Here is a 20,722-nt window from a genome sequence, read left to right as displayed (position 1 = left end):
CTCGTTGGAACCGCGGAAAGTCCATGCAGTCCACATCCCGCCAACCGCACAGCCTCTCATCGGTGGAGGTTGACCGGCATTCCCGACGCACCGAGAAACCACGACTTCCCACCGCCGGCTGAAACTTCCAGACCCGCACGGCCTGAACACCAAGCGCAACGAGGAATCTCCCTTGGCCAGAAATTGTTCTGGCGGGCGAGCGGAGCGAGAGGACACGATCGATCGATCTGAGGCGGCCAGATACTCGGCGCCACTACGGCAGTCGCTTCACCATGATCGGGTGATTTTCACGACACACGGTCAATGTGGTTGACATAGCGTAAGAAGAAGCTATGTACTTTACAAATATTTAGATTCCACAGAAGGACTGATCTCGATGCGTACTTACCGGTCCGCAGCCTCGGCGATGGAGCTGTACTCAGCATTCCGGCAACAACATCCTCACACAGCTATACCCGAGAACTACCTTACTGAATCTGGTTTCCAGCTCGGTCGCTGGCAGTACCGCCAGCGCGTCGCTCGAATGCTCGGCACACTTCCGGAAGAGCGCATACGTCAGCTCGATTCAATTGGATTCGTGTGGAGCGACGACGATGCCCCGCTCCCCGCCATAACTCGCACCGACAGTAAGCGCCGCCGGATGCTGGCCGAAATCGCCGCTTATCGTGAACAACACGGCAACGCGCTCGTGCCCGCGAATTATGTCAACGCGGATGGCGAGCAAGTCGGCCAGTGGCTCTACCGGGCCGTAAAGAAGTGGAGAGCAGACGCGCTACCCGAAGACGAGCGGGGTCCACTTGCGGCGCTCGGGGTCTCCCCCGGTCCTCGCCCACGCGGACCGAGAACCGCCGCCTGACGCACATCAACTCTCAGGCGAGCGAGAATCGGACGCCAGATTCGTCCCACTCGCGGCCGTTACGTCCGAGATCGGGGACCTGACTGCACGTCGCGCCAGTGCGCGGAGGACGCCCCCATTCGGCACAATCATTCGCGCCTCACTTGTGCTGAACCGGCGCGATCACTCAATGAACTGGCACGCTCACGCGCGCATCGTGCACTGGATGTCGCCCCTGGACCTGCTGCCCGCCGGCAGTCTCACCGACCAGAGACTACGACAGGCCCAGTTGCGCCAACAGTTCCTCTGTCCGACCCAAGATCGCCTCGGCTTTCCTGTCAATCTCTTCAAACGCGTCAGCAAGATCCCCCAAAGCCCGGACATCCGCGTACTTCCGAGCAATAGCCGCCTCGTACTGTTCGTTGAGCTCGTCCGGCATGAGCTCGACGCCTTCTATCCCGACCTCGAATCCATCGCCTCTGGGCGGAGAGAACTCTTCAGCTTTAGCCTCCCTTGCAGTGGGCCGAGGATCCAGCGGCTCGGACCGGGTATGTCTCGATGAGGCGGCGCCCGTCAGATGTGCAGCGACGATCGCCGAAACCGCTCTGCCCGACAGCCCGCGCCGATCGCGACGGACCGCAGCGAAATGTCCCCACTGATCGAAGCTCGGCAGCAGAGGGCCATCTTGGTTCTCCCGCAGAGCCGGCAGTGTTCCGTAGGACTCTGCGGTGCCGTCTGCATTCTCGTGACTTCTGATAAGACTTCGAGCGAGGACCCGGTTCGAGGGATAGCGATCAAAGAACGCTTGGAGCCGTGCCCATCGCAGATAGATCGCGACGGGACAGCGCTGAGGGTTGTCTCGTGCTGGGTGCAGCTGCAGGTCGTGCCCGCCGCCGACCACCACGATCTTCCCGTCATACGTGACGTCACTGCGTTGCAGGTAGCCCACTTCAGTCGCTGATACTCCGTTGATGCAGTGGAGCACAAGGAGTAAAGCGTCCCTCCGCCCAAACATGCCCTGCGGCCAACCGGAAGTCGGAAGTGCCACCATTGCCTGAGTGGCGGCGCGAGTGAGATCGTCCCGTTTGGTTGCGCGTACCGACAGCACCTGACGGATTGCTCGCGCAGACCCAGGCGCCGGGTACCCAGTAGCGGTGTGTACCCAATTGATCGCTGCCACGCGTCGCCGTTGGGTCGCACGCGCTGCAGGATTTTCGTCGAGGAAGCTCGCAAGAGCGAGAGGATCTGCGAGCAATGCCACTGCTTGGAACGCTGCGCACCAATCAGCGAACAACGCCCAATCGTATCGATAGCCCGAACCCTGACCCTTGTCGACGAACAGAGCAGAAACATTCTGCCCGCCTGTGAATTCCGTCTGACCGTTCGTCACTGCTCAAGGTTAAGCAATCCGCGGCGACCAATCACGCTTCGGAGGGTTTGTGTCGCCATGAAGACTGCCCTCGACCAAAGCTGGTTCACTCGCTCGCAACACCGGGCGTGACCCCAGGTCGCCAAGTGCATATGGATCACGACAACTGCGAAACGTCGAGGAGGCGCTCTGCAGTAGCACCGGCCCTCAATGACTGACCACCGACCCTGCTGACCACCTCGTCCGGATAGCCGGCGAGGGCTGCACGCCGCCGTATCGCAGCGTGAATCGCAGAGCCGGACAGCGTTGCCGCACTGATGTTGCCGTTCGCGCGTATTGCGCGGAACACAGGCACCCCGGGGTCGGGAACTACTGGCGGCGCGAAAGAGCAGACGTGGCTGTCGAACTCCTCATGCCCGCGAAGCAACCGCATCACGCCCGGACGACCGGACTCGTGGACATTTGCAACTACCTCCAGCCAACGCCGGTAGGCGCACGGAGCACACATCGCGTGATCCCGCGATAGAGGGACATGCTTGACGAAGTCGTCGTCGACGGGACCGTCATGCGATCCACCACACCGGACACGCAGATCGCCACGGCGAGAGAACGTTACATCGTCGACAGCTAGCATCGACAGTTCCGATCGCCGATACGCCCCCATGAACCCCAACAACAACAAGGCGCTGTCGCGGCGCTCCCGTGCGCGCTTGACCCAAGTCGTCGCGTCTCGACGACTCACATCGACAATTTCTTCGAGCTCACCGAAGCGAAGTGGGTACGCCCTCCTGGTTGGCCGTTCACCATTGTCCCTATAGATCCCGCGGACACTCGAAACAGCGGCCCTGACGCAAGCCGCCTCGCCCGGCACACGTAGTCCAGAATTGCGATGCCAGTAGTTGATGGACGCCACCCACCGGTTCAACGTCGCAATCGAATACATCCGATCACCGGCCCCGGAACGTCTCGCCGCGTTCTCCCTTACATACTCCGCGACCACCTCTGGATCTGCGGGCATCATCGAAATCCCACGGTCCGCACACCAACTCGCGAATCTGACCCAGTCCTGCCGATAGTTGCGCGCAGTGCTGGCGGAATGCAACCGGTAGAGATCAGCCACGATACGAGCGTCAACTCCCGGCAACGACTCCGATACGCCAACCGAGGAACGCGCGCGACTCCCCTCTGCAGATGGATGCTTCGATGGGAGTGGCGTGTCTTGATGACTCACGTGGACATCATTGCAGGCGAAGGTGTCAGTTTCGAGAATTCTCGGCGCGCGGCGACTCGGTCGGCACCCCGCCAACGGAAGACCGTGGAGGTTGGTGATGCACGGTGCATCACCAACGGAAGACCGGGGAGGTTCGTGATGCACGGTGCATCACCAACGGAAGACCGTGGAGGTTCGTGATGCACGGTGCATCACCACCAGCTTCGACTCACCCCCTAATCAGACGGCGCGGCAGCTGAGATGGAAGCCACCACGACACCATGCTGCGGGCGCATCGGCAGAAGTGTCCGCGTACATGCCTTTGCCGTCGGCGCCGGCTCAGCCGCCAACGTCATCGCCCTCGCGGTCAGACCCAGGGCCCCGACCCCAGTGTCGTGATGCACCGTGCATCACGCGGGAGTTGGGTGATGCACCGTGCATCACGCGGGAGTTGGGTGATGCACCGTGCATCACGCGGGAGTTGGGTGATGCACCGTGCATCACGCGGGAGTTGATGATGCACCGTGCATCACGCGGGAGTTGATGATGCACTGCACGGTAGGGAGGTTGGCGGATTCGAGCAGCCTCTCCGGCGAGCTGTTGCCCTTTCGTTGGCGTGAAGATACATATACCCTGTGGGAAGTGCTCTGACTTGCACACTCTCTGCCGTGTTGAATTCGAGGATGTAATTAGCGTGGGTCTAGTAACGAACCGAGGAAGCGACTGGGCGCGGGTCAGGTTGTTCTCGGAGTAACTGCAGTAGGTCGGCCTGCGCCCGTCCTCGATCGAGGAGGCGCAACCGGTGCAGGCCCGGATGCGATCACTACAGCACCCTCCTGACCTGCCATTTTAGGTCCGTGGGAACTCAACTTCCTTGCTAGAACGCTCCGCGAGACGTTTCCATGCCCCTCCCCCGGCGAGTGAGTAGCCCCTCGATTGCCGGCCGAACACTGCTTACCTGCACCTTTGGCCCGTTGCCCCTGGAGAACCCCGTTCCGCAGGCTTCGACCCGACCAAAGGAACGCCAACGCAGTCGTCGGGGCTCGAAGGTCGTCCAGTCTTGGAGCCGAATACCCGTCCATAGTTACGTCAAGTGACGAAATTAGCTTAAGGTGCAAGGAAGGATAATAGCTCGGTCCTCGCCTTCCTCATCGGGCATGAAGTTGCGGTCGCAATACACCTCACCGCGACCTCCTTCTAACAGCACCACCTCCATCACATCTTTTGGAATGACCGTCTGTATGGCCTTGCGTATGGCCTTAAGCAAGGTGTTGTCAATGTTCTCGTGGAAGTCGGACGCAGAAGGCAATCGTGAATCGGAGTTGCCTCTTTCCGGCGAGAGTGAAACGGTCATCAACTGCCAGGCCAGGCCCTCCCCCAGCCTGAGATCTCCGGCCTCCAGCCCCGAATGCATTCTCTGAGAGGGAAGTTCACCACAGTGAGGACGCAGAGGAGGAACCGACCTGACGCCTAACCGCCGTGCGACAGAGCCTTCACAACTGCTGTCACGAGAACGCTTCCGCAAGTGCCTCACCACGGTCCGACCCCTGCTTGGAACCCGCAAACTCGCCTCCCCTGCAGCAGATCTGCGCTCGTCAGCGAACCCAACTCACCCGTCCACGGCCCACTTTTAGTCCAATCGGTAAGCCCCTGCGTGTCAGGCTGAGTTGAGTCCACCGGTTCACAGCAACCCCGCCTGCAGGGCGAGATACGGATCAACCCGACAATGACAATTTCCAGCCTGGCCGTAGCCGGGGACAATGGTCACATGGAGTCTTCCCACCCACGTTCCGACGGACCACGCCGACGCTCATTCGCCCCGGCGGACAAGCTCGCGCACCTGGCCGCCTACGAGCAGGCCTGCCAGACGAACGAAGGCGGCGCCTACCTGCGCCGCGAGGGCCTCTACTCCTCCCTCATCACCGAGTGGCGCAAGCAACGCGACGCCGGCGTCCTCGACGGCAAACCCGCCGGCGCGAAGGTCGGCAAACTCACCGCCGAGCAGGCCGAGATCGCTCGCCTCAAGCGGGAGCTCGACCGCACGAACAAGCGACTGGCCACCACCGAAGCCGCCCTGGACATCATGGGAAAAGCGCATGCTCTCTTGGAATCGCTCTCCGAGAGAGCGGATTTGGACGACAAGCCAACCAAGCGCTGACCGCAGCATGGACCGAACTGACCAACGTCGGGATGTCGACGAGAACAGCAAGCGCAGTGACCGGTGTGGTCCGGTCGACCGCGGTCCGGCGTCGCGCCGCGGCCGCCGCACCGACACCTTCCGCTCCAGTCCGACCTACGCATCCGCCGGCGAACAAGCTCACCCCGATCGAACGCCGCCGCATCCTCGACACACTCAACAGTGACCGGTTCGTCGATCAGGCGCCGCTCGAGGTGTACGCGCAACTCCTCGACGAGGGCGTCTACCTGTGTTCGGTGTCGACGATGTACCGCGTCCTGCGGGAGAACGCACAGGTCAGTGAACGCCGCAGGCTCGCCCGGCACCCGGCGAGGACCTGCCCGGAGCTGGTCGCGACCGCCCCGCGGCAGGTGTACTCGTGGGACATCACGAAGCTCGCCGGGCCGGACAAGGGCCGCTACTACGACGCCTACGTGATGATCGACATCTACTCGCGGTACATCGTCGGTGTGCACGTCCACGCACACGAATCGGGTGTGCTGGCACGGGAGTTGATGGAGCAGATCTTCGCGGTGCACGGCATTCCGCAGGTCGTGCACGCCGACCGTGGCACGTCGATGACCAGCAAGTCCGTCGCGTCACTGCTGTCGGATCTCGAGGTCACCCGCTCGCATTCGCGGCCGCGGGTCTCGAACGACAACCCGTATTCGGAGGCGGTGTTCAAGACCCTCAAGTATGGACCGGAGTTCCCCGAACGGTTCGGATCGCTGCGTGAAGCAAGGGAATTCATGATGCAGTTCACCGAGTGGTACAACCACGAGCATCGCCACACCGGCATCGGGCTACACACTGCCGCCGACGTCCACTTCGGTTTGGCGGCGGCGAAGGCCGCCGAACGTCGGCAGGTACTCGAGGCAGCACGGGCCAGGCATCCGTACCGCTTCGGCACTACGACAGCGCCGAAGATCCTCGACCTGCCCGACACCGTCTGGATCAACCGCCCCGCCGACGATTCTGCGGAGGCCGAAACGTCAGCCGCTTAACACCCGGTGGACTCAACTCCCTTGACAAGTTCCGAGCACCGAATATGACTCTGACATGCACGTATGTCTACGACACTAGGTATGGCCTTAGCGACGCCCATAACTGCCGCAGTATGACAGATCGTCGCATGGATCTACGTATAGATCGGTGCTACTACCTTTTCAATTGCCAGCTCTAGCACCGCGATCAGACTCATTGCTACTACCCTCACATTCACCGTGTGCACGATCATCGCCTCGACCAAGCACACAACAGTTGGCAAGGTCTGCAACATGAACCATTCCCAGGGCGGGAACACGGCCGGTGACATAGCCTTCTCAACCGCTCTTGAACAGGCCCGCTGTATCGCCTTAGCACAGGCTGGACTAACGACGTCTTACACCCCCATAGACAAGGGTGTGTCGTTGGCAATCTGACCGACCACGCAGCCGTACCGTGCTAAACATGTCGCCAACGCAGCCCACGCGCAGTCTGCTTGTCGCCAATCAAAAAGGCGGTGTCGGCAAGAGTTCGATCGTCGCCGCCCTCGCAGCCATGGTCGCGGCGGCGGGACTCCGAGTTCTCGTCATGGACGCGGACCAGCAGGCCAACGTCACATCGTCCGATCTAGGCGTTGAGGGGGATCGCGGGAGGGGCCTCAGCATGAGCCTCCAGTTCGCGCACCCCTTAGAACCCATCCGAGAGGTCCGGCCGAACCTCGATCTCATCCCCGGGGGTGCGGCGCTTGCAGTCATCGGCGCCATCGCCGCTGCCGCGGCCCAAACCGGGATGGATCTGACGGGCAACCTCGTCTCCACCCTGAACGACTTGCAGTCGGCCGAACACTACGACCTGATTCTGATCGATTCAGGCCCAGGCGATGCCCCACTCCTCGACGCACTCCTGGGCACCGCGCGCTATCTTCTCGTACCGACCAGGGATGACGATGCAAGCCTGATCGGCGTGGAGTATCTCGCTGCCCGCTATCTGCGAGCGCGTGAGAATGGTTCCGTCATCCAACTGCTCGGTGTTGTGCTGTTCGACCTGAACCCGACCGCGACAGCGCGGAACCCTGAGGTGTTCAAGCAGGTTGAGGACCTGCTCGAAGGCAGCGGCGCCGCTCCCTTCGAGACGTTCATCCGGAACGATCGTGCCGCCGCGGTGGATCTCCGAAGCCGTCATCTAACTCCAAATGAGCTCGTCACCGTATCCGCTGAACAGGCAAAGACCCGTATCCAGCGACTCCGCGACAAGGACAAGAAACTCCTCGGACGGCGCCTGTGGTCCCGCGACCCCAACGGGCTCGCAAACGACTACCAAGCCCTCACCCGCGAGGTTCTCAGCCGCATAGCGGCGGCGGAAAAGAACGAAATCTCAGGGGGAGTGGCATGAGTGCGAGACGCAGGAAGGCAGCTTTCGATCCGGGCGCCCTCGGGAATCTCGACGAACTACTCCCCACCCTGAGCATCGTCACTGAACGCGACGCGCCGGCGCAAGAACCGCCACCCCCAAACCCCACCGACGACCAGGTCGACGCCGCACCCGAACCCACCGCGAAACCCTCACCCGAGGTGACGCCGAAGGTGTCGCCCGAGCCCGCCGAGACAGACAATGCGTCACCAGACACCGAAGACCCGGCTCCGGAACCCACTCACCCTGCCCCCGAGACAACAAGATTCGTCGCCGCGCCCCGCAGAAAGCCCAAAACACGCAGCGACAGCAATCCCGCGCCGATACGGATCGCGCCGCCGGAGGTCTACTTACCCCCCGCCGTGTACGCAGCATTACGCCAACTCACGCTCGAGGAGCGACAGCGCGACCGCGCCACCGCACGCCCCTACGGGCAAGTCGTTCTCGATGCCATTGAGACGCACGCTGGCGAACTGCTGCGCCACTGGAACACCGCGGAACCCCAGACAAGTACCGGACTCTTCAAGCGTCGCGAGACCAGTGCGCAGCCGCGTCGCCGTCGGCATAGCGAGATACAGGCGCGTGTGCCCCTGGGAGGCATCATCTCCTCCGATACCGCAACGCTCGATGCCCTCGTCGAAGAGTGGTCCGCCGGTAGCCGCAGCGCGCTGGTCGAACACGCACTTCGCCTGTATCTCAATGTGCGACCAGACTGAGCACAACCGCACAATGTCAGGCCGCAGGCGGCGACGGTCCGTGCAGTGTCGAACCCGAATAGCGGACACAGCCGGAGCGACGACAACGGCCCTGGTCAGGCCGAACCACGTCGCCAGGGGAGAACACGGCCGCGGAAAAATCCGGTGTCGGCACTTCTGACCGATACCGTGACGCAGTGACCGACATGAGGTTCTCCCGAGACACGATCGCGGGTCTCGCACTACTTCTCGTCGTCGGTCTTGCAGCGCTTACCCCCGGTGTCCATGTATGGAACGGGCAACACAGCCACGACACCAAAATGGCTACCGAAATCTCGCTCCTGATCCTTCTCCTCTTCGTCGGCAGCGCAACCACCTACGCGTGCCGCGGACTCTGAATCCGCTTCCGCCGATCAACACACGATTAGCTGGACCGTTCGACACGATCAACCCACGCAGGCCAACGCTGCAACGATCGCGACGACGAAACCCAGCGGGAAACCCTTTGTCCGCATCGACTGACTGGCGACCCGCCCGTAGCCCACGGCTGGCTCCGACAACCTCACATCCGAACGAACCATCGCCACGACCGAGCCTGCACAAAGCCGCGCCCTCGTTCCTGCACACAACCGGCGGCTCGCCTGCACGCACCCTGCGTCACACCGCCTTACCAGGCTCCAACGGCTCAGAATCGGGCCCGATCGCGCGACCATCGTTGTAGGTCTCCGCGATCACTCTCAGTTGCGCTGCGAAAGCCTCCTGAGTGAACTGCATCAGCGAATACGGCCGCCCGGTCTTGCGGCGTACAAGACGTACAGCGGCCCGGGCCAACGCGTGCAGATCATGGGTCACATTGACTGTGCTCGTCGCACGCGAAGGCCGCATATGCCGCTCAACATCGTTCACCACAGGTGGCCTCCAGCCCCTAAGCGACCACTGCCCGTTGCCCGAACAGCCCCAGCTTCTGCATATGGGTCAGCGCAGCCCGGTAGTCGCTGGTGACCGTCTTTGCCCTGTAACCGTATATCGGCACCGGAACATAGTTCGTGTACGCCTCATCCACGATGCTCGCACGACGGATCGGCGGCGTAACCCTATCCGCATACTCGCTGAGCAGATCATCCATCTGCTCACGGTAGACGTCTCCAATCGGCGGCACCGCGCAAGGGACGATGGATAGCAACGGAACGTCGACTCGGTAGGTCCGCTTGATCTTCCGCAGTTCCTGCTCCAACGCCGGGATGCCTTCGTTCTCCTTGCCGGAGGGCTTCGTGCACGTGATCAGGCCCCATGAACCATGAGGCCCTTCCTCATCAACTGTGGTGGCAAGAATGCCAGCGATCACCAAAACGTTCAGGGAGCCGGGGGAGTCGATCAGGGTGACGTCGACCGGATCCGCTTCCTCGAGGGCGTCACGCAGATGAAGCACACCACCTGTCACCGCAGGCAACTCCACGATCAACTTGTCGAGTGTGTCGCGCGCGGCGGGCACAATCGTCAGGTTGGGGATCTCCTCGTATACGGGCTGGTCACCTTCGTCGTAGCCCCTAACCACCCGCGCTGGGCGCTCGACGTCCTTGATTGACGCGTTGCGCCGCAGCACGTCGGCGGCGGTCTTACCCGAAGCTTCCGGGTACCCGAGCCACGTGCTCGCGTTTGCCTGGCTATCCATGTCGAGAACTCGAACGCGGTATCCGTCCTGAGCGAGCAAAGTGGCGGTCGAGGTGACAGTCGTTGTTTTGCCGGCACTGCCGGACAGGGTTGCTACTGCGTAGGTAGCCACGGGAACTCCTTGCGGTTGAATGTCGTGCATTGGATTGATGTCTGATTCGGGTGATGCACCGTGCATCACCCGGCGAAGCGATGTATGAACTTCGGTGATGCACCGTGCATCACCGATCAGCCGGCGTCACGTAACTCGCGGCGCGCTGCATCGAGACGAGCTTCCTCCCACGCGGTCGGCCGGTACCCAGCGCGCTCGGACAGCAAGTCCAAGTACGTGAGGTCCGATGCCCCCCACTCCCGAGAGTCATTCGCTGCCGCAAGTTCGTAACCAGCGACCGCGCAGGCCCAAGCCATCTCAGTGCGGCGCTTCTCGTCGCCGTTCTCGGCGCTCACCCTGAACTCGGTCGCGTCAAGACCTTCCAGCCGCATATACGCCTGAGCCAGGCGCCACCCTTCCGCGCTCGTCGCTAACGCGGAAACCCCGTAGGCGTATTGGTCGATGAAGTAGTTCACCAACTTCTCCCGCGGAGGAACCGAGGCTACAAGCTTCTTGCCCGCCTCGCGACGAGCCTTCTGTGCCGCCGTCCGTGCTTCCGCTTCCAATCTTGCGGCCGATTCGGTGGCATCCTCATCGGTCGGCTTGTCTTTTGCGTAGAAGACAAGCGTTCCCTGACCGGAGTCGATCGCGCCGACAACGTTTCCACTCGCAATATCGACATCGTTGACCTCAAACAGTCGATGCTCATGAAGAGCATCGCCGAACCGCTCGCGGGGATCCACAATCTCGAGACCCGCAGCCATCGCCTGCTCCCGCGACTTTCGCTCGGTCAACACACGTTCAGCGGCACGGGTCGGGCTCATTCCGCGATCGGACATTAGCGCGAACGCCGCGAGCTGCTCAGCACGACGGTCATCCGTGCCCTGAGTCGGGTCCACCTTCTTCTGCCAATTTCGAGCAGGACCGTAGGGGAGCGCCCCCGCCAGCGCCGCACCCTCGGCACCACGAATCGCATCCTCCGCAATCGCGGCCTGAATCTCAGGGGCGAGCAGTAGCATCGACAGCCGCCTCGACACCGTCGCCTGGTCGACACCGAGCTTCTCGGCGATCGCACGCTGCGACAACCCCAGCTCGGAATACCGAGCGAACATCTGAGCCTCAGCCAGTTCCGAAAGGTCTTGACGACCAAGATTCTCCAGCGTCATGGCATCGAGGTCGCCGTGATCATCCATCACGGCGTCATCGATTACTGCAGGAATCGTTGTCAAACCGGCTGCGATGGCGGCCGCGCGACGACGGTGCCCATAGATGACCACATACTCGGCATCGTCGCCAATAGCGCGAGCGAGGTCGGGCCGCTGCGCGAGGAAGCCCGCGCGCGTTACCAGCAGCGCTGGAACCTTGATGCCATTTGCCCTGGCTCCATTGACCAGTTCATCCCATTTCGGGTCACCAGTCTGAGGCTTAGACCTGTCTGGGTCATTGAAGGGGTGAGGGGCGGTTTGGAGTACCGGAACCTGCACAACGGTCTGACCGTCGGCTGCAGCCAGTCCGACCAGCGCGGCGGTAATGCCGCCCGAGTCTGCATCACCGTTCGCCTGCGTCGTAGTTACATCACCGGAGGCGGCCGCCGCGAGTTCCTCACTCTCTTCGCCGCCAGCGAACTTTCGGAACCGGCTCGCAGTCTTCCTGCCCGCCGGTTTGCGCGCGGCGGGCTTCCGCTTGGTCGCGGCCGGGCCGGCCGATGGACTGGCGGCCACAATTTCGGATGTCACTCCGGCGTTCATCATCCTCCATTCTCTGCGCATGCTTTGCATGTATTTAGATGGAGAGTACTGGGATCGAACTTCCTCCTTGGATATCTGCGGCGGCGTGTCGCATATCCGGTGATGCACGGTGCATCACTGGGACTCGAGCGTCGGGTGATGCACGGTGCATCACCGCGGAGGACTCGCGATCGGCGTGGCTCGCCGCCTACTCGACCGATCGGCGCGGCCGAGCGATTCCCAGTCGACGCTTCGGTGATGCACGGTGCATCACCGAAGGCACAACCCACCGGGCCGGACCACATCGATTCCGCAGGAGCGAGGCGGGTGGCACTCTGCCGGTGGTGCTGCGTGCACCACCACGACCTGTCCGATCGGTGATGCACGGTGCATCAGCCGGAGCAAGGCTGTCGGCAACCCGGCGGTGATGCACGGTGTATCACTGGGACTTGAGCGGCCGGTGATGCACGGTGCATCACCGCGGAGGCAGTCAGGCGAGGTGCAGCCGCAGGTGGCTGTGACAGCGAAGTGATCCGGCGCCCGTGTGAGCGTGCCACTGCCGGCCGGTGATGCACGGTGCATCACCGCGGAGGACTCGCGATCGGCGTGGCTCGCCGCCTACTCGACCGATCGGCGCGGCCGAGCGATTCCCAGTCGACGCTTCGGTGATGCACGGTGCATCACCGGAGCGTGCCACACTCCGAACGAAGTCAAGTTCACACAATGCGAAGCGGTGATGTGCCTCGCACATCCTTACCCACTCCTTGATGACAACACCGCCACCGCACACGAATCCCGGGCAGTGAGGATGCCGGCAGCGCCGCCCTCGCGACCCCCGCGGTGATGCACGGTGCATCACCGCGGGGGTCGCGCACCGGAGTGGAAGAAGCGGCCGCTAAGTCAGCGGAAGGGCGTCGGCGACGGCAAGGCCTTCCACTGCCTTCGATGATGCACGGTGCATCACCGAGGACGCGTCCCACTCCGAACCGGACTAAGTCAGTACCGTGCCCGTGGTGGTCTACCTCGACCCCACCGACCCCTTTGGGGCAAACCCGCCGCTGGAAGATCTGGACAGAGGGACGTCTTGAGCGCGACCTCATGCCCGCTCAGGGAGCCACGCGACACTTCGTACGCCCACATCGCGGGGGTCTGGCTGTGATGCACCGTGCATCAGCCGGAGCAAGGCTGTCGGACGCAAGACGCGGAGCTACGACAACAACGTGTGCCGTCGCCCGGGTAGGGCGTTCCTTTAGTGACCGCTTGAGGAGTTCGCTTTGGGGGACGTAATCCTGTCGAGCGGATCACCGTTCACCATCTTGCCGAGGTCCGCGAAAAGGACGTGACCAGTGCACATTGTGAGCCTCGTGGGACGCCTCCGGCGGGCGGCGCCAAATTAGAGTGGAGCAACATCGGCGGCTGGCTGGTTCGAACCTGCCCGAGGTGCGGTGGATGGCCGAGCGAGTATGCCAGCTTCGCTCTTGCAATCGGCGAGTCATTCCCCCACAACGGTGCGTCTCTGTCGCTCCGGCATGATGACGCTCCTCCGAGTTCACTGACTTGGTCCTGCGGGATGAGTCCGTTCTCAAGACAGCGCAATCGGACCTGAACGACGCCCGGGGGAGTGGGCGTGTCGCGACTTGATGGGAATCAAGAAAAAGGTGGGCTTGAAGTCGACTTGCGGGCGCCCACAGGAGCGTTGCCCGATCGAGCCGTGGGTGATGCACGGTGCATCACCCACGGACGCCTTGGTCGAATATGACGCGGACCAACCCAATACTGTCCATCGAGCCGGGCCCTTCTGAAGTGCTCTGTGCACTTTCCCCGCCCGGTACGGGGCAAAGATCTCGGCGATCATGTTTCGGATCGCAACGAGCCGGCCATCTGAATTCAATCCGCCCGAACCCTCGGACTAGGAGTCAACCGCCACGACGCGGCCACCCACCTCGCCTGTCTTACTCCCACACACTAGGCCGAATCACCAACAATGCGCGCAAACGTCTCGTGATCCGTCGAGGGTGCAGAACTTGGCGCACTGGCCAGTCTTCCTGCTAGCCCAACCCGATGGGAAATTGGATGCTCTCTTCAGGTATGCCTCGCCCATCTCTGACTTGATCGTCCTGACCTCGCCTCGCCAACTCATTGGGGTGATGCACGGTGCATCACCCCAATGCGGTCTGCTCCTCGACTTGAGGGCATGAATCCGACACCTCACCCAGTCGCAACATGACAATCGAACATCGCCGAGGAACCGACCTCCTTTGGATTCAGCAGGTCCTTGGTGAAGGCGCCCGACGCTTGGTTTAGCAGTTCGTCGCGGTCGTCCAGCACCGTCGAATCTGCCGAGATCCGTCCCGAATCCAGCGGCCGATGACTCGACATGAATCGTCCGCCACTCTTCTTCGCGCAGGGGAGGCGGCCTCATCTCACCAACGCGCTCGAACGATTGCTGGAGATTTGACTGCCGGGTGCCATCGCCCCACAGGTTCCTCATCGATCGCGCGACGCCCGGTGAGACAGCCCAAACTGTTAGCTTGCGGACCAATCTTCCACGTCCACAACGACAGTGGACCAACCGGCAAGACAGTGTGTATCGGAATTCGACTCCGACTCAAGACATTGCTTCAACTGCTTCCAGTTCGTCCTCGGTGCGAATGAACTGCTTTCCTTTGTGTCCTAAATGAATCCGAGGGACCTACGCGTCGTCGCTCTTGACGGATCACCCAACCGATCCCATGCCGACGACGTTCACAACCTCAACTCCCGGAAGGCGGGTGATCAGTAATTGACTCACCCCGACCGCCCACTCTCATTCCTGCCCGCGCCCTGTTCGGCCTCGGGCAGGCGAGAGAGGAACACGAAATGCCGCGGCGACAGCGAAAATACACTCAACATCTTCACCGGGCCGCGGAGTGCGCACTCCGCGGCCCGGTGAGACCAACTCTGGACTGAAGACGCGATGAGCACGACGGAGAACGGACACCGACCCGACGGCAGCGATCGCAATTCGCTAAGAGCGCCGACATTCTGAGCCATCACCTACGCCGCGTTGTACCCGCGCACTTGAACGCCGTGCGAATGTGCTCCTCTGCAGAGGCGATGGCTCTCTACTCGGTCGATCGTCGGTGTTCAGATATGTGCATCTGCCCTTCGACGCTCAAGCAACTTCGACGCAAGGGCCTTCTTGCACCGCTCACGGTGCCCAGGAGTCGCCACACCACGATGACGGCGGCTCAGCCGCGCGTCGCGGTCCGCAATGCGCTGACGGGCTTCCTGGGCGGCTTTTTGGGCCATCTCAGATGGTGAGGGTCGGGTCCAATCGATCTGAGTTAACCGCCACCGGAGGTATCCGAGAGGCCTCTCGATCTGTTGCGGCCAAATCCAGCCCCGATGTTGGGTGTCGCGCGTGAGTTCAGCGGCGATGTCACGCCCACTCCAGCGATTCCCGTCAATGCCAGCACGTGCAAGCACCTCGCACACTGCCCCAATGTGCCCAGCCGATTCGAATACCGGGGCGTGAACGAGCAGTTCAGCGGCGGTGCGCTGCAGGTCGATCGGTCGAGGTTGCCGTGTCAGGGTCTGGGGGCTCTTCGGTTGCTCGCCCGCGCGCGCTCGCGCGCGTTTTGGTGATAAATCTCTAACAAGAGATAACAACTTAAATCCCCTGGAAGGGGATAGGGGGCCACGAGCGCGCAGCTGGGGATAACTTGACCGTGCCTCCTTCTCGGAGCGTCGGACCTTCTTCGATAGCTTCTTCACCGCGCGTCCAGCGGCGATGACCAGGGACTTCGGCGACGTCAGCGCCCAAACTGACGCCGCACGGCGTTGAATCCGTCCGTGATGGCATTCAGCTGCGTACGATTCGTCAGCTCTCAGGTACCTGCCTCGGGCCATCTCGCGGGCGACTGAAAGTGCCTGGAGTGCCCTTCTTGCGCGTTTTACGACTGACACACTGACTCCGCTGCGGTGGGCGATCGTCTCCCGCGCCGCGCATACGCGACGGCCCGTTGACCGCTCCGCGAACGAGGCCATCGTCACTGCCACTGCGAAGACGAATTCTGTGCTGACCTGGAATCGCCGACAAACGTCACGTCCGGTGGGGGAGTTCAACACATCGCGGACCTGGGACTGCCAGGCACTACGCCCGGTCCAGGCCGGTGTTGAGGCTTGTCGACCTGGATCGACGGGCAACGACCAGGACCTGCCCCGCTGCTCGCTCTCCGCGTTGAGTCGCTCGACATGATTGACCCGTTCGACAGCGGATGAGACAAGAGCTTCCCATTCGGTGTCGCTGGTCGTCGAAACCTCGCCAGCGGGGGTGATCTGAACAGAATCGACAGAAAATGCGGCCGTATGAGCCGCGGAATTGGGGTGCATGACGCGCCTTTCACGCGCCCTTAACCAGGTTGTTGCCGTGAGTCGCTGGCATCACCAGCAGGACATGGCTTACCCTGACAAGAGCGCACGGTATCGACACGACTGCTCGCGGGACTGCCAATCACAGGAGCGGTCGTGTTGGAACGGCCAAATATGGGCGGTGGGTCTCATCCGGAAACGGTGGGACCCACCGACGTTTTCACTAGTGGAATCGACACCCCCTCACGGCATGCGAGAACGCCGGGAGAGCCGGCAACATACGGTCTGCGTACACGGAATTGTCACGTTGACACTGAGATGAGACGTCGCGGACACCCATATCACGTCGTGTCGCGTGCGCACGACGAATCGCGCGTCCTATACTCATAGAAGGCAGACCTCCTCCCTTGCGTGGCGGTTTGTACGACGAGCGGAACCCCCGGAGCTGGCGAGCGAAGGGGGGTTTCGCCTTTTCTGGGCTCTTTCAGCCCGTCATCGGCAACTCTTCCTGCCTGGCTTGCGCCGGAATCGCTGGCTCGTTCTCGAGTGCCAGCTGAATAAGCGCGATCATCCGATCAGTGATTGTCTTGACACGTCCATCGTCAACCGGTGCGAGAATCCGGTCGGCGATCTCCGCGGGGAACTCAACCCCGATGTGGCGAACGGCGACGTCGCGGGCTGGGCGCCCGCCCCGACTTTTCCGAGTTGTCATGCCTTAAATCCTGCTCTTTGGGTTTAACTAAACCGCGCAGCGACACGCCGAGTTAAATAAAACTCGAAAATGTCGCGTCGGGACCTCCTCCAGGGGTGAATCTGGCTCCGAATCGTAGGCGATCACCGCCCCGCCTATCGAAGAAATATCTGATCAAACGTTGCGTGGCGGCCATAGGCAATCACACCACCCAAGAAACGTCACGTGATGAATCAAAATCTGTGTGGTACAGCGATTTACGCACACTTACACCACCTCGCCGGCAACGAAAGATCGGAGTCTCCCAAACACGCCGTCCACCGCAGATATCGCCCGCGCTCCCGTAGACCAAGCTCTGACCTCGCCATATCCGGAGATCGGACCTCACTGCGAGGCTTCCGGCCCGTCCAAGATCGGCGTGCCAGCAAACTAAGAAATACCACTTGAAGGAGATGCGGAGCCCTCGGCACAGCTCGACCACCAGGGCGTCCTCGACTAATCCAAATCGTCCTACTGCCGACGCGAAACGCAGCCACCAGTTGTTTCCGATGTAGTGGAAATGCACCGTAAACGCCGCAACTCACCGAATCCGTGCCGACCTATCCAATAATGTCGGCCAGGGCCAGCTCCGCAGCATCATGATCAACGCGGGTTCGCCCCTCGACCATCTTGACTTTCAGCTCTCCGCGGCCGCGGCGTGCAACGGGATAGCCCCTACTCGGAGGACAGAACGATGCGCGATGTCTCGTCCCCGACACGAGCTCCCAACACCAGAAGACGCAGATTGAGTTCCACGCAAAGCAAGCAATGCCGCAAGGGGTTGAGCTCGTCGGTTTCTGCGAAATGACCAATGTCGCCCCAGTCATCTATGCATGGCACGAGTTCATCACCTCAAGATTCGGCTGGCCGCCGGATTGTCCAGTCAACGATGGGAGACTCGGGCAGTCGGGCAAGGCAGCCTTCGCCCCCGACCGCCTGCAACTTGCAAGACAAATAACGCCTTTCACGTATTCGTATCGCCTCCTCCACGACCAGCCACTCTTGCCTATCGCCCCGCCAGCCAGCGGCGCAACAGCCCGCAGCCATCAGCGGCCGGTCACCTACAAACGCGACAACGTCCACTGCCGCCAGATTGTCCCGCTTGGGTCGTCTTGGATCCGTTCCTCGCGTCAATTTTGCGAAACTTCGTCAGCATCCAAGTCTCGAACAGCTACCTCGATTCGTCGGTTCAGTATTCTGGCTCGCTGGCGGCCGAAGATTTTGACGCTGGCCCCTTGTCTGCGACGAGATGCTCGCCACACCCAATGTTGGTGCCCCGACATTGGTCCCAGCGGGGAACAGATGGTGATGCACGGTGCATCACCGCGGAGTAGCGCAACAAGCGGCCGCGCGTATCGGCAGATTGGAGACGAGGTGGCCCTTTCCGACTTGCTGCCGTGATGCACCGTGCATCACGGGTGAGTGTGATCCTCGCATCGCTCGGGCCGGATAGACGTGCCCGGGCCGGGGTGTACAGCTTCGGTGATGCACGGTGCATCACCGAGCGCACCTCCGACGAACGGACTGGCGTGTCGCGGTCTGGCTTGCAGTGGGCCGGTCAGGTCGTGACTTCTCCGCGGCGAAGCGCCACACCGCATCGGTTGGCGGCCTGTCCGCCTCGTAGGGCGTCGAAGTCCTTTCGCCGTCGCAGTCACTGGCAGTTTGGAACATGTTTGTGCTACTCCGCGGTGATGCACGGTGCATCACCGCGGAGTAGCACAACAAGCGGCCGCGCGTATCGGCAGATTGGAGACGAGGTGGCCCTTTCCGACTTGCTGCCGTGATGCACCGTGCATCACGGGTGAGTGTGATCCTCGCATCGCTCGGGCCGGATAGACGTGCCCGGGCCGGGGTGTGCAGCTTCGGTGATGCACGGTGCATCACCGAAGCTAGGTCATTCCGCAGGGTGTCGTGGTGTTGCGACTTCGATGTGATGGGCAGCGGAGCGCACACCATGCCCGCGGAGAAGGCAGCACCGTCCAGCGCGCCGCCCACACCGGTCTGCCGCGAGAAGGAGGCTGCGCTTTGTGTGCGACGGCGGGAAATGCCAGGGTCGTGTGGGGCTGGGCCGTCGATGGTCCACGCGCTATGCGACCTGGTGCCGTCGGAGGTGAGACCTATGGAGGGAAAGTTCGGACCTGACCGGCCTGCGTCAGCCGTGACCTCCGGTGCCTCGTACAGGAATGCTTCGCCGTGTAGTGAGCCGGGTCCGGGCGGCAATCGAAGCTTTCGGAGTGGTGTCGGCACGAAGGTGGCTCGTGTTTCTCGCCGGATCGCGGGGTGGACTGGGTGTTTAGCGAACGCCAAATGACCTCAGGAAGACAAGTAGCGTCGACACATTTTCCACAGACCGATCGAATGGCTCAGCGGTGTGCGGGAACTGGGCCCGATGAAGAGGTCGGCGCCTACTTGCACGGGGCCTTCGCGACCTACCTTAGAACCATGTTCGGGTGATGCACCGTGCATCACCCGAACATCAGGTGATGCACCGTGCATCACGTAAAGCGCGGGTTGAAAACGCATCGTGGTGAGCAAGTCAGTCAGGTGTGTTGGAGAGAGGTTCAGCACGGATCCGAACCTTCCCGCTTCGTCAGGAGCGCGCAAAAGGCGGACCATGGTCACAACCAATGCGGGAGGCTGTCGGGGGCTGGGATCAATACCGGGCTTCGCGAGCAAACCCCAGTCAGGGCGACGATTCGTAGTCCTTGCCGACAGAGCTCGGGGCAGATCAGGTTTCACACGAAGTGGGATCCATATGTCCGTGTGATCGACGATTGTATATGATCGTTCGCGATTGGTGCGTAAAGGCAGCTGATTCGAAAATTGTCTAAAAGTCCTCTACTGCAACGAAATTCGACGGTAGAGTAGCTCTGAGAAGGGCACTGTCGATCGCCCTGCCTCCGCAGCTTCGCGCGTCAGTGGAGTTGGCGAGAATGCACGAGCCGGCGCAGATGGGCTCGTTGGCGTCACCCGTTGCCATTGAGTCGCGTCGAGTCGCCACGGGTCAAGCCACGCGGAACCCCGCCGGAGCTGGCGGACGGCGGGGCCGCGACACCGGCAGTCGAGGATCGGTCAAGCAGCGCGAACTCCAGTGGCTGAACAAGATTCAACTCACGGCGTTGCGGCACCAGCGGCCTGCACATCGGATCAGCCGGTGCAAACCAAATCGTATGACGCCGACGACTTCGATCCCAAGAGTGTGTCGTACGCCATATACGATTTCTTGGGCACTCGCATGCGAATCATCTGCATATCGCGACCCAGCCGAGCGTGTCGCACCCGTCGGCACCTGGCCCGTGTTGCAGGCCAAGTGGTTCCTGCAGTTTCGGCAGCAATATGCTCAAGCATCTCTGCATGCCAAGACCTTTCGTGTAATCGCATCTTGAGTGCTCCCAGCCACGCACAGAAGGAACGCGACCTCGCCCGCAGCAACGGCATCCTCGCATTCGTCTGCCCAAGCCAAACCTTGGT

The 20,722-nt window shown here is 61.8% G+C and carries 12 protein-coding genes; 5 read left to right on the top strand and 7 right to left on the bottom strand.

The window, feature by feature from the left end:
- Positions 1–376 precede the first annotated feature (376 nt).
- Positions 377–856, top strand: coding sequence for a helicase associated domain-containing protein (locus tag I1A62_RS02520; RefSeq protein ID WP_219453882.1), 480 nt, complete (start codon positions 377–379; stop codon positions 854–856).
- A 253-nt stretch (positions 857–1,109) separates the two neighbouring features.
- On the opposite strand, the gene I1A62_RS02515 is transcribed toward I1A62_RS02520, so the two are convergent.
- The 3 genes from I1A62_RS02515 to I1A62_RS02505 all read right to left on the bottom strand — a co-directional run bounded on the left by I1A62_RS02515 (position 1,110) and on the right by I1A62_RS02505 (position 4,828).
- On the bottom strand, positions 1,110–2,225 hold the full coding sequence (locus tag I1A62_RS02515; protein WP_219453880.1) for a hypothetical protein: 1,116 nt from the start codon (positions 2,223–2,225) through the stop codon (positions 1,110–1,112).
- A gap of 136 nt (positions 2,226–2,361) precedes the next feature.
- Positions 2,362–3,324, bottom strand: a complete 963-nt coding sequence (locus tag I1A62_RS02510) for an integrase (protein WP_257890375.1) — start codon at positions 3,322–3,324, stop codon at positions 2,362–2,364.
- 1,192 nt (positions 3,325–4,516) lie between these two features.
- The gene (locus I1A62_RS02505; RefSeq protein ID WP_219453878.1) at positions 4,517–4,828 is read right to left on the bottom strand and encodes a hypothetical protein; all 312 of its coding nucleotides are present in this window, start codon (positions 4,826–4,828) and stop codon (positions 4,517–4,519) included.
- Between the two features lie 312 nt (positions 4,829–5,140).
- Between I1A62_RS02505 and I1A62_RS02500 the strand changes: the two genes are divergently transcribed.
- The 4 genes from I1A62_RS02500 (at position 5,141) to I1A62_RS02485 (ending at position 9,077) form a co-directional block, all read left to right on the top strand.
- A protein-coding gene (locus tag I1A62_RS02500; RefSeq protein ID WP_257890339.1) for an IS3 family transposase occupies positions 5,141–6,594 on the top strand; the annotation gives its coding sequence in 2 pieces (ribosomal slippage) (positions 5,141–5,513 and positions 5,513–6,594; 1,455 coding nt in all).
- Positions 6,595–7,039: 445 nt separating this feature from the next.
- Positions 7,040–7,966: a ParA family protein gene (locus tag I1A62_RS02495; protein WP_072951031.1), complete on the top strand. Its 927-nt coding sequence runs from the start codon at positions 7,040–7,042 to the stop codon at positions 7,964–7,966.
- Entirely contained in the window at positions 7,963–8,700 is a 738-nt protein-coding gene (locus I1A62_RS02490) for a hypothetical protein (protein ID WP_219453876.1), read from the top strand. The genes I1A62_RS02495 and I1A62_RS02490 overlap by 4 nt, the downstream gene beginning before the upstream one ends.
- 185 nt (positions 8,701–8,885) lie before the next feature.
- Positions 8,886–9,077: a hypothetical protein gene (locus tag I1A62_RS02485; RefSeq protein WP_244163487.1), complete on the top strand. Its 192-nt coding sequence runs from the start codon at positions 8,886–8,888 to the stop codon at positions 9,075–9,077.
- A 259-nt stretch (positions 9,078–9,336) separates the two neighbouring features.
- Here I1A62_RS02485 and I1A62_RS02480 read toward each other — a convergent pair whose 3' ends face one another.
- From I1A62_RS02480 to I1A62_RS02465, 4 genes are all read right to left on the bottom strand, one after another.
- Positions 9,337–9,588, bottom strand: coding sequence for a hypothetical protein (locus tag I1A62_RS02480; protein WP_225858411.1), 252 nt, complete (start codon positions 9,586–9,588; stop codon positions 9,337–9,339).
- Positions 9,589–9,604: 16 nt separating this feature from the next.
- Positions 9,605–10,462: a ParA family protein gene (locus I1A62_RS02475; protein ID WP_072951025.1), complete on the bottom strand. Its 858-nt coding sequence runs from the start codon at positions 10,460–10,462 to the stop codon at positions 9,605–9,607.
- A 116-nt stretch (positions 10,463–10,578) separates the two neighbouring features.
- Entirely contained in the window at positions 10,579–12,192 is a 1,614-nt protein-coding gene (locus I1A62_RS02470; RefSeq protein WP_219455174.1) for a ParB/RepB/Spo0J family partition protein, read from the bottom strand.
- 4,813 nt (positions 12,193–17,005) lie between these two features.
- On the bottom strand, positions 17,006–17,233 hold the full coding sequence (locus tag I1A62_RS02465) for a hypothetical protein (protein WP_072951631.1): 228 nt from the start codon (positions 17,231–17,233) through the stop codon (positions 17,006–17,008).
- Positions 17,234–20,722: the final 3,489 nt, after the last annotated feature.

Source organism: Rhodococcus sp. USK10, from assembly GCF_019378875.1.
GTDB classification, from domain to species: Bacteria; Actinomycetota; Actinomycetes; order Mycobacteriales; family Mycobacteriaceae; genus Rhodococcus_F; species Rhodococcus_F pseudokoreensis.
This window is presented reverse-complemented; position numbering and strand designations above follow the sequence as displayed.

Bases quoted from the DNA above. Each gene is read 5' to 3' on its own strand.
- I1A62_RS02520 (WP_219453882.1), top strand. From the start codon at position 377: ATGCGTACTTACCGGTCCGCAGCCTCGGCGATGGAGCTGTACTCAGCA.
- I1A62_RS02505 (WP_219453878.1), bottom strand. From the start codon at position 4,828: ATGCATTCGGGGCTGGAGGCCGGAGATCTCAGGCTGGGGGAGGGCCTG.
- I1A62_RS02495 (WP_072951031.1), top strand. From the start codon at position 7,040: ATGTCGCCAACGCAGCCCACGCGCAGTCTGCTTGTCGCCAATCAAAAA.
- I1A62_RS02490 (WP_219453876.1), top strand. From the start codon at position 7,963: ATGAGTGCGAGACGCAGGAAGGCAGCTTTCGATCCGGGCGCCCTCGGG.
- I1A62_RS02485 (WP_244163487.1), top strand. From the start codon at position 8,886: ATGAGGTTCTCCCGAGACACGATCGCGGGTCTCGCACTACTTCTCGTC.
- I1A62_RS02470 (WP_219455174.1), bottom strand. From the start codon at position 12,192: ATGATGAACGCCGGAGTGACATCCGAAATTGTGGCCGCCAGTCCATCG.
- I1A62_RS02465 (WP_072951631.1), bottom strand. From the start codon at position 17,233: ATGACAACTCGGAAAAGTCGGGGCGGGCGCCCAGCCCGCGACGTCGCC.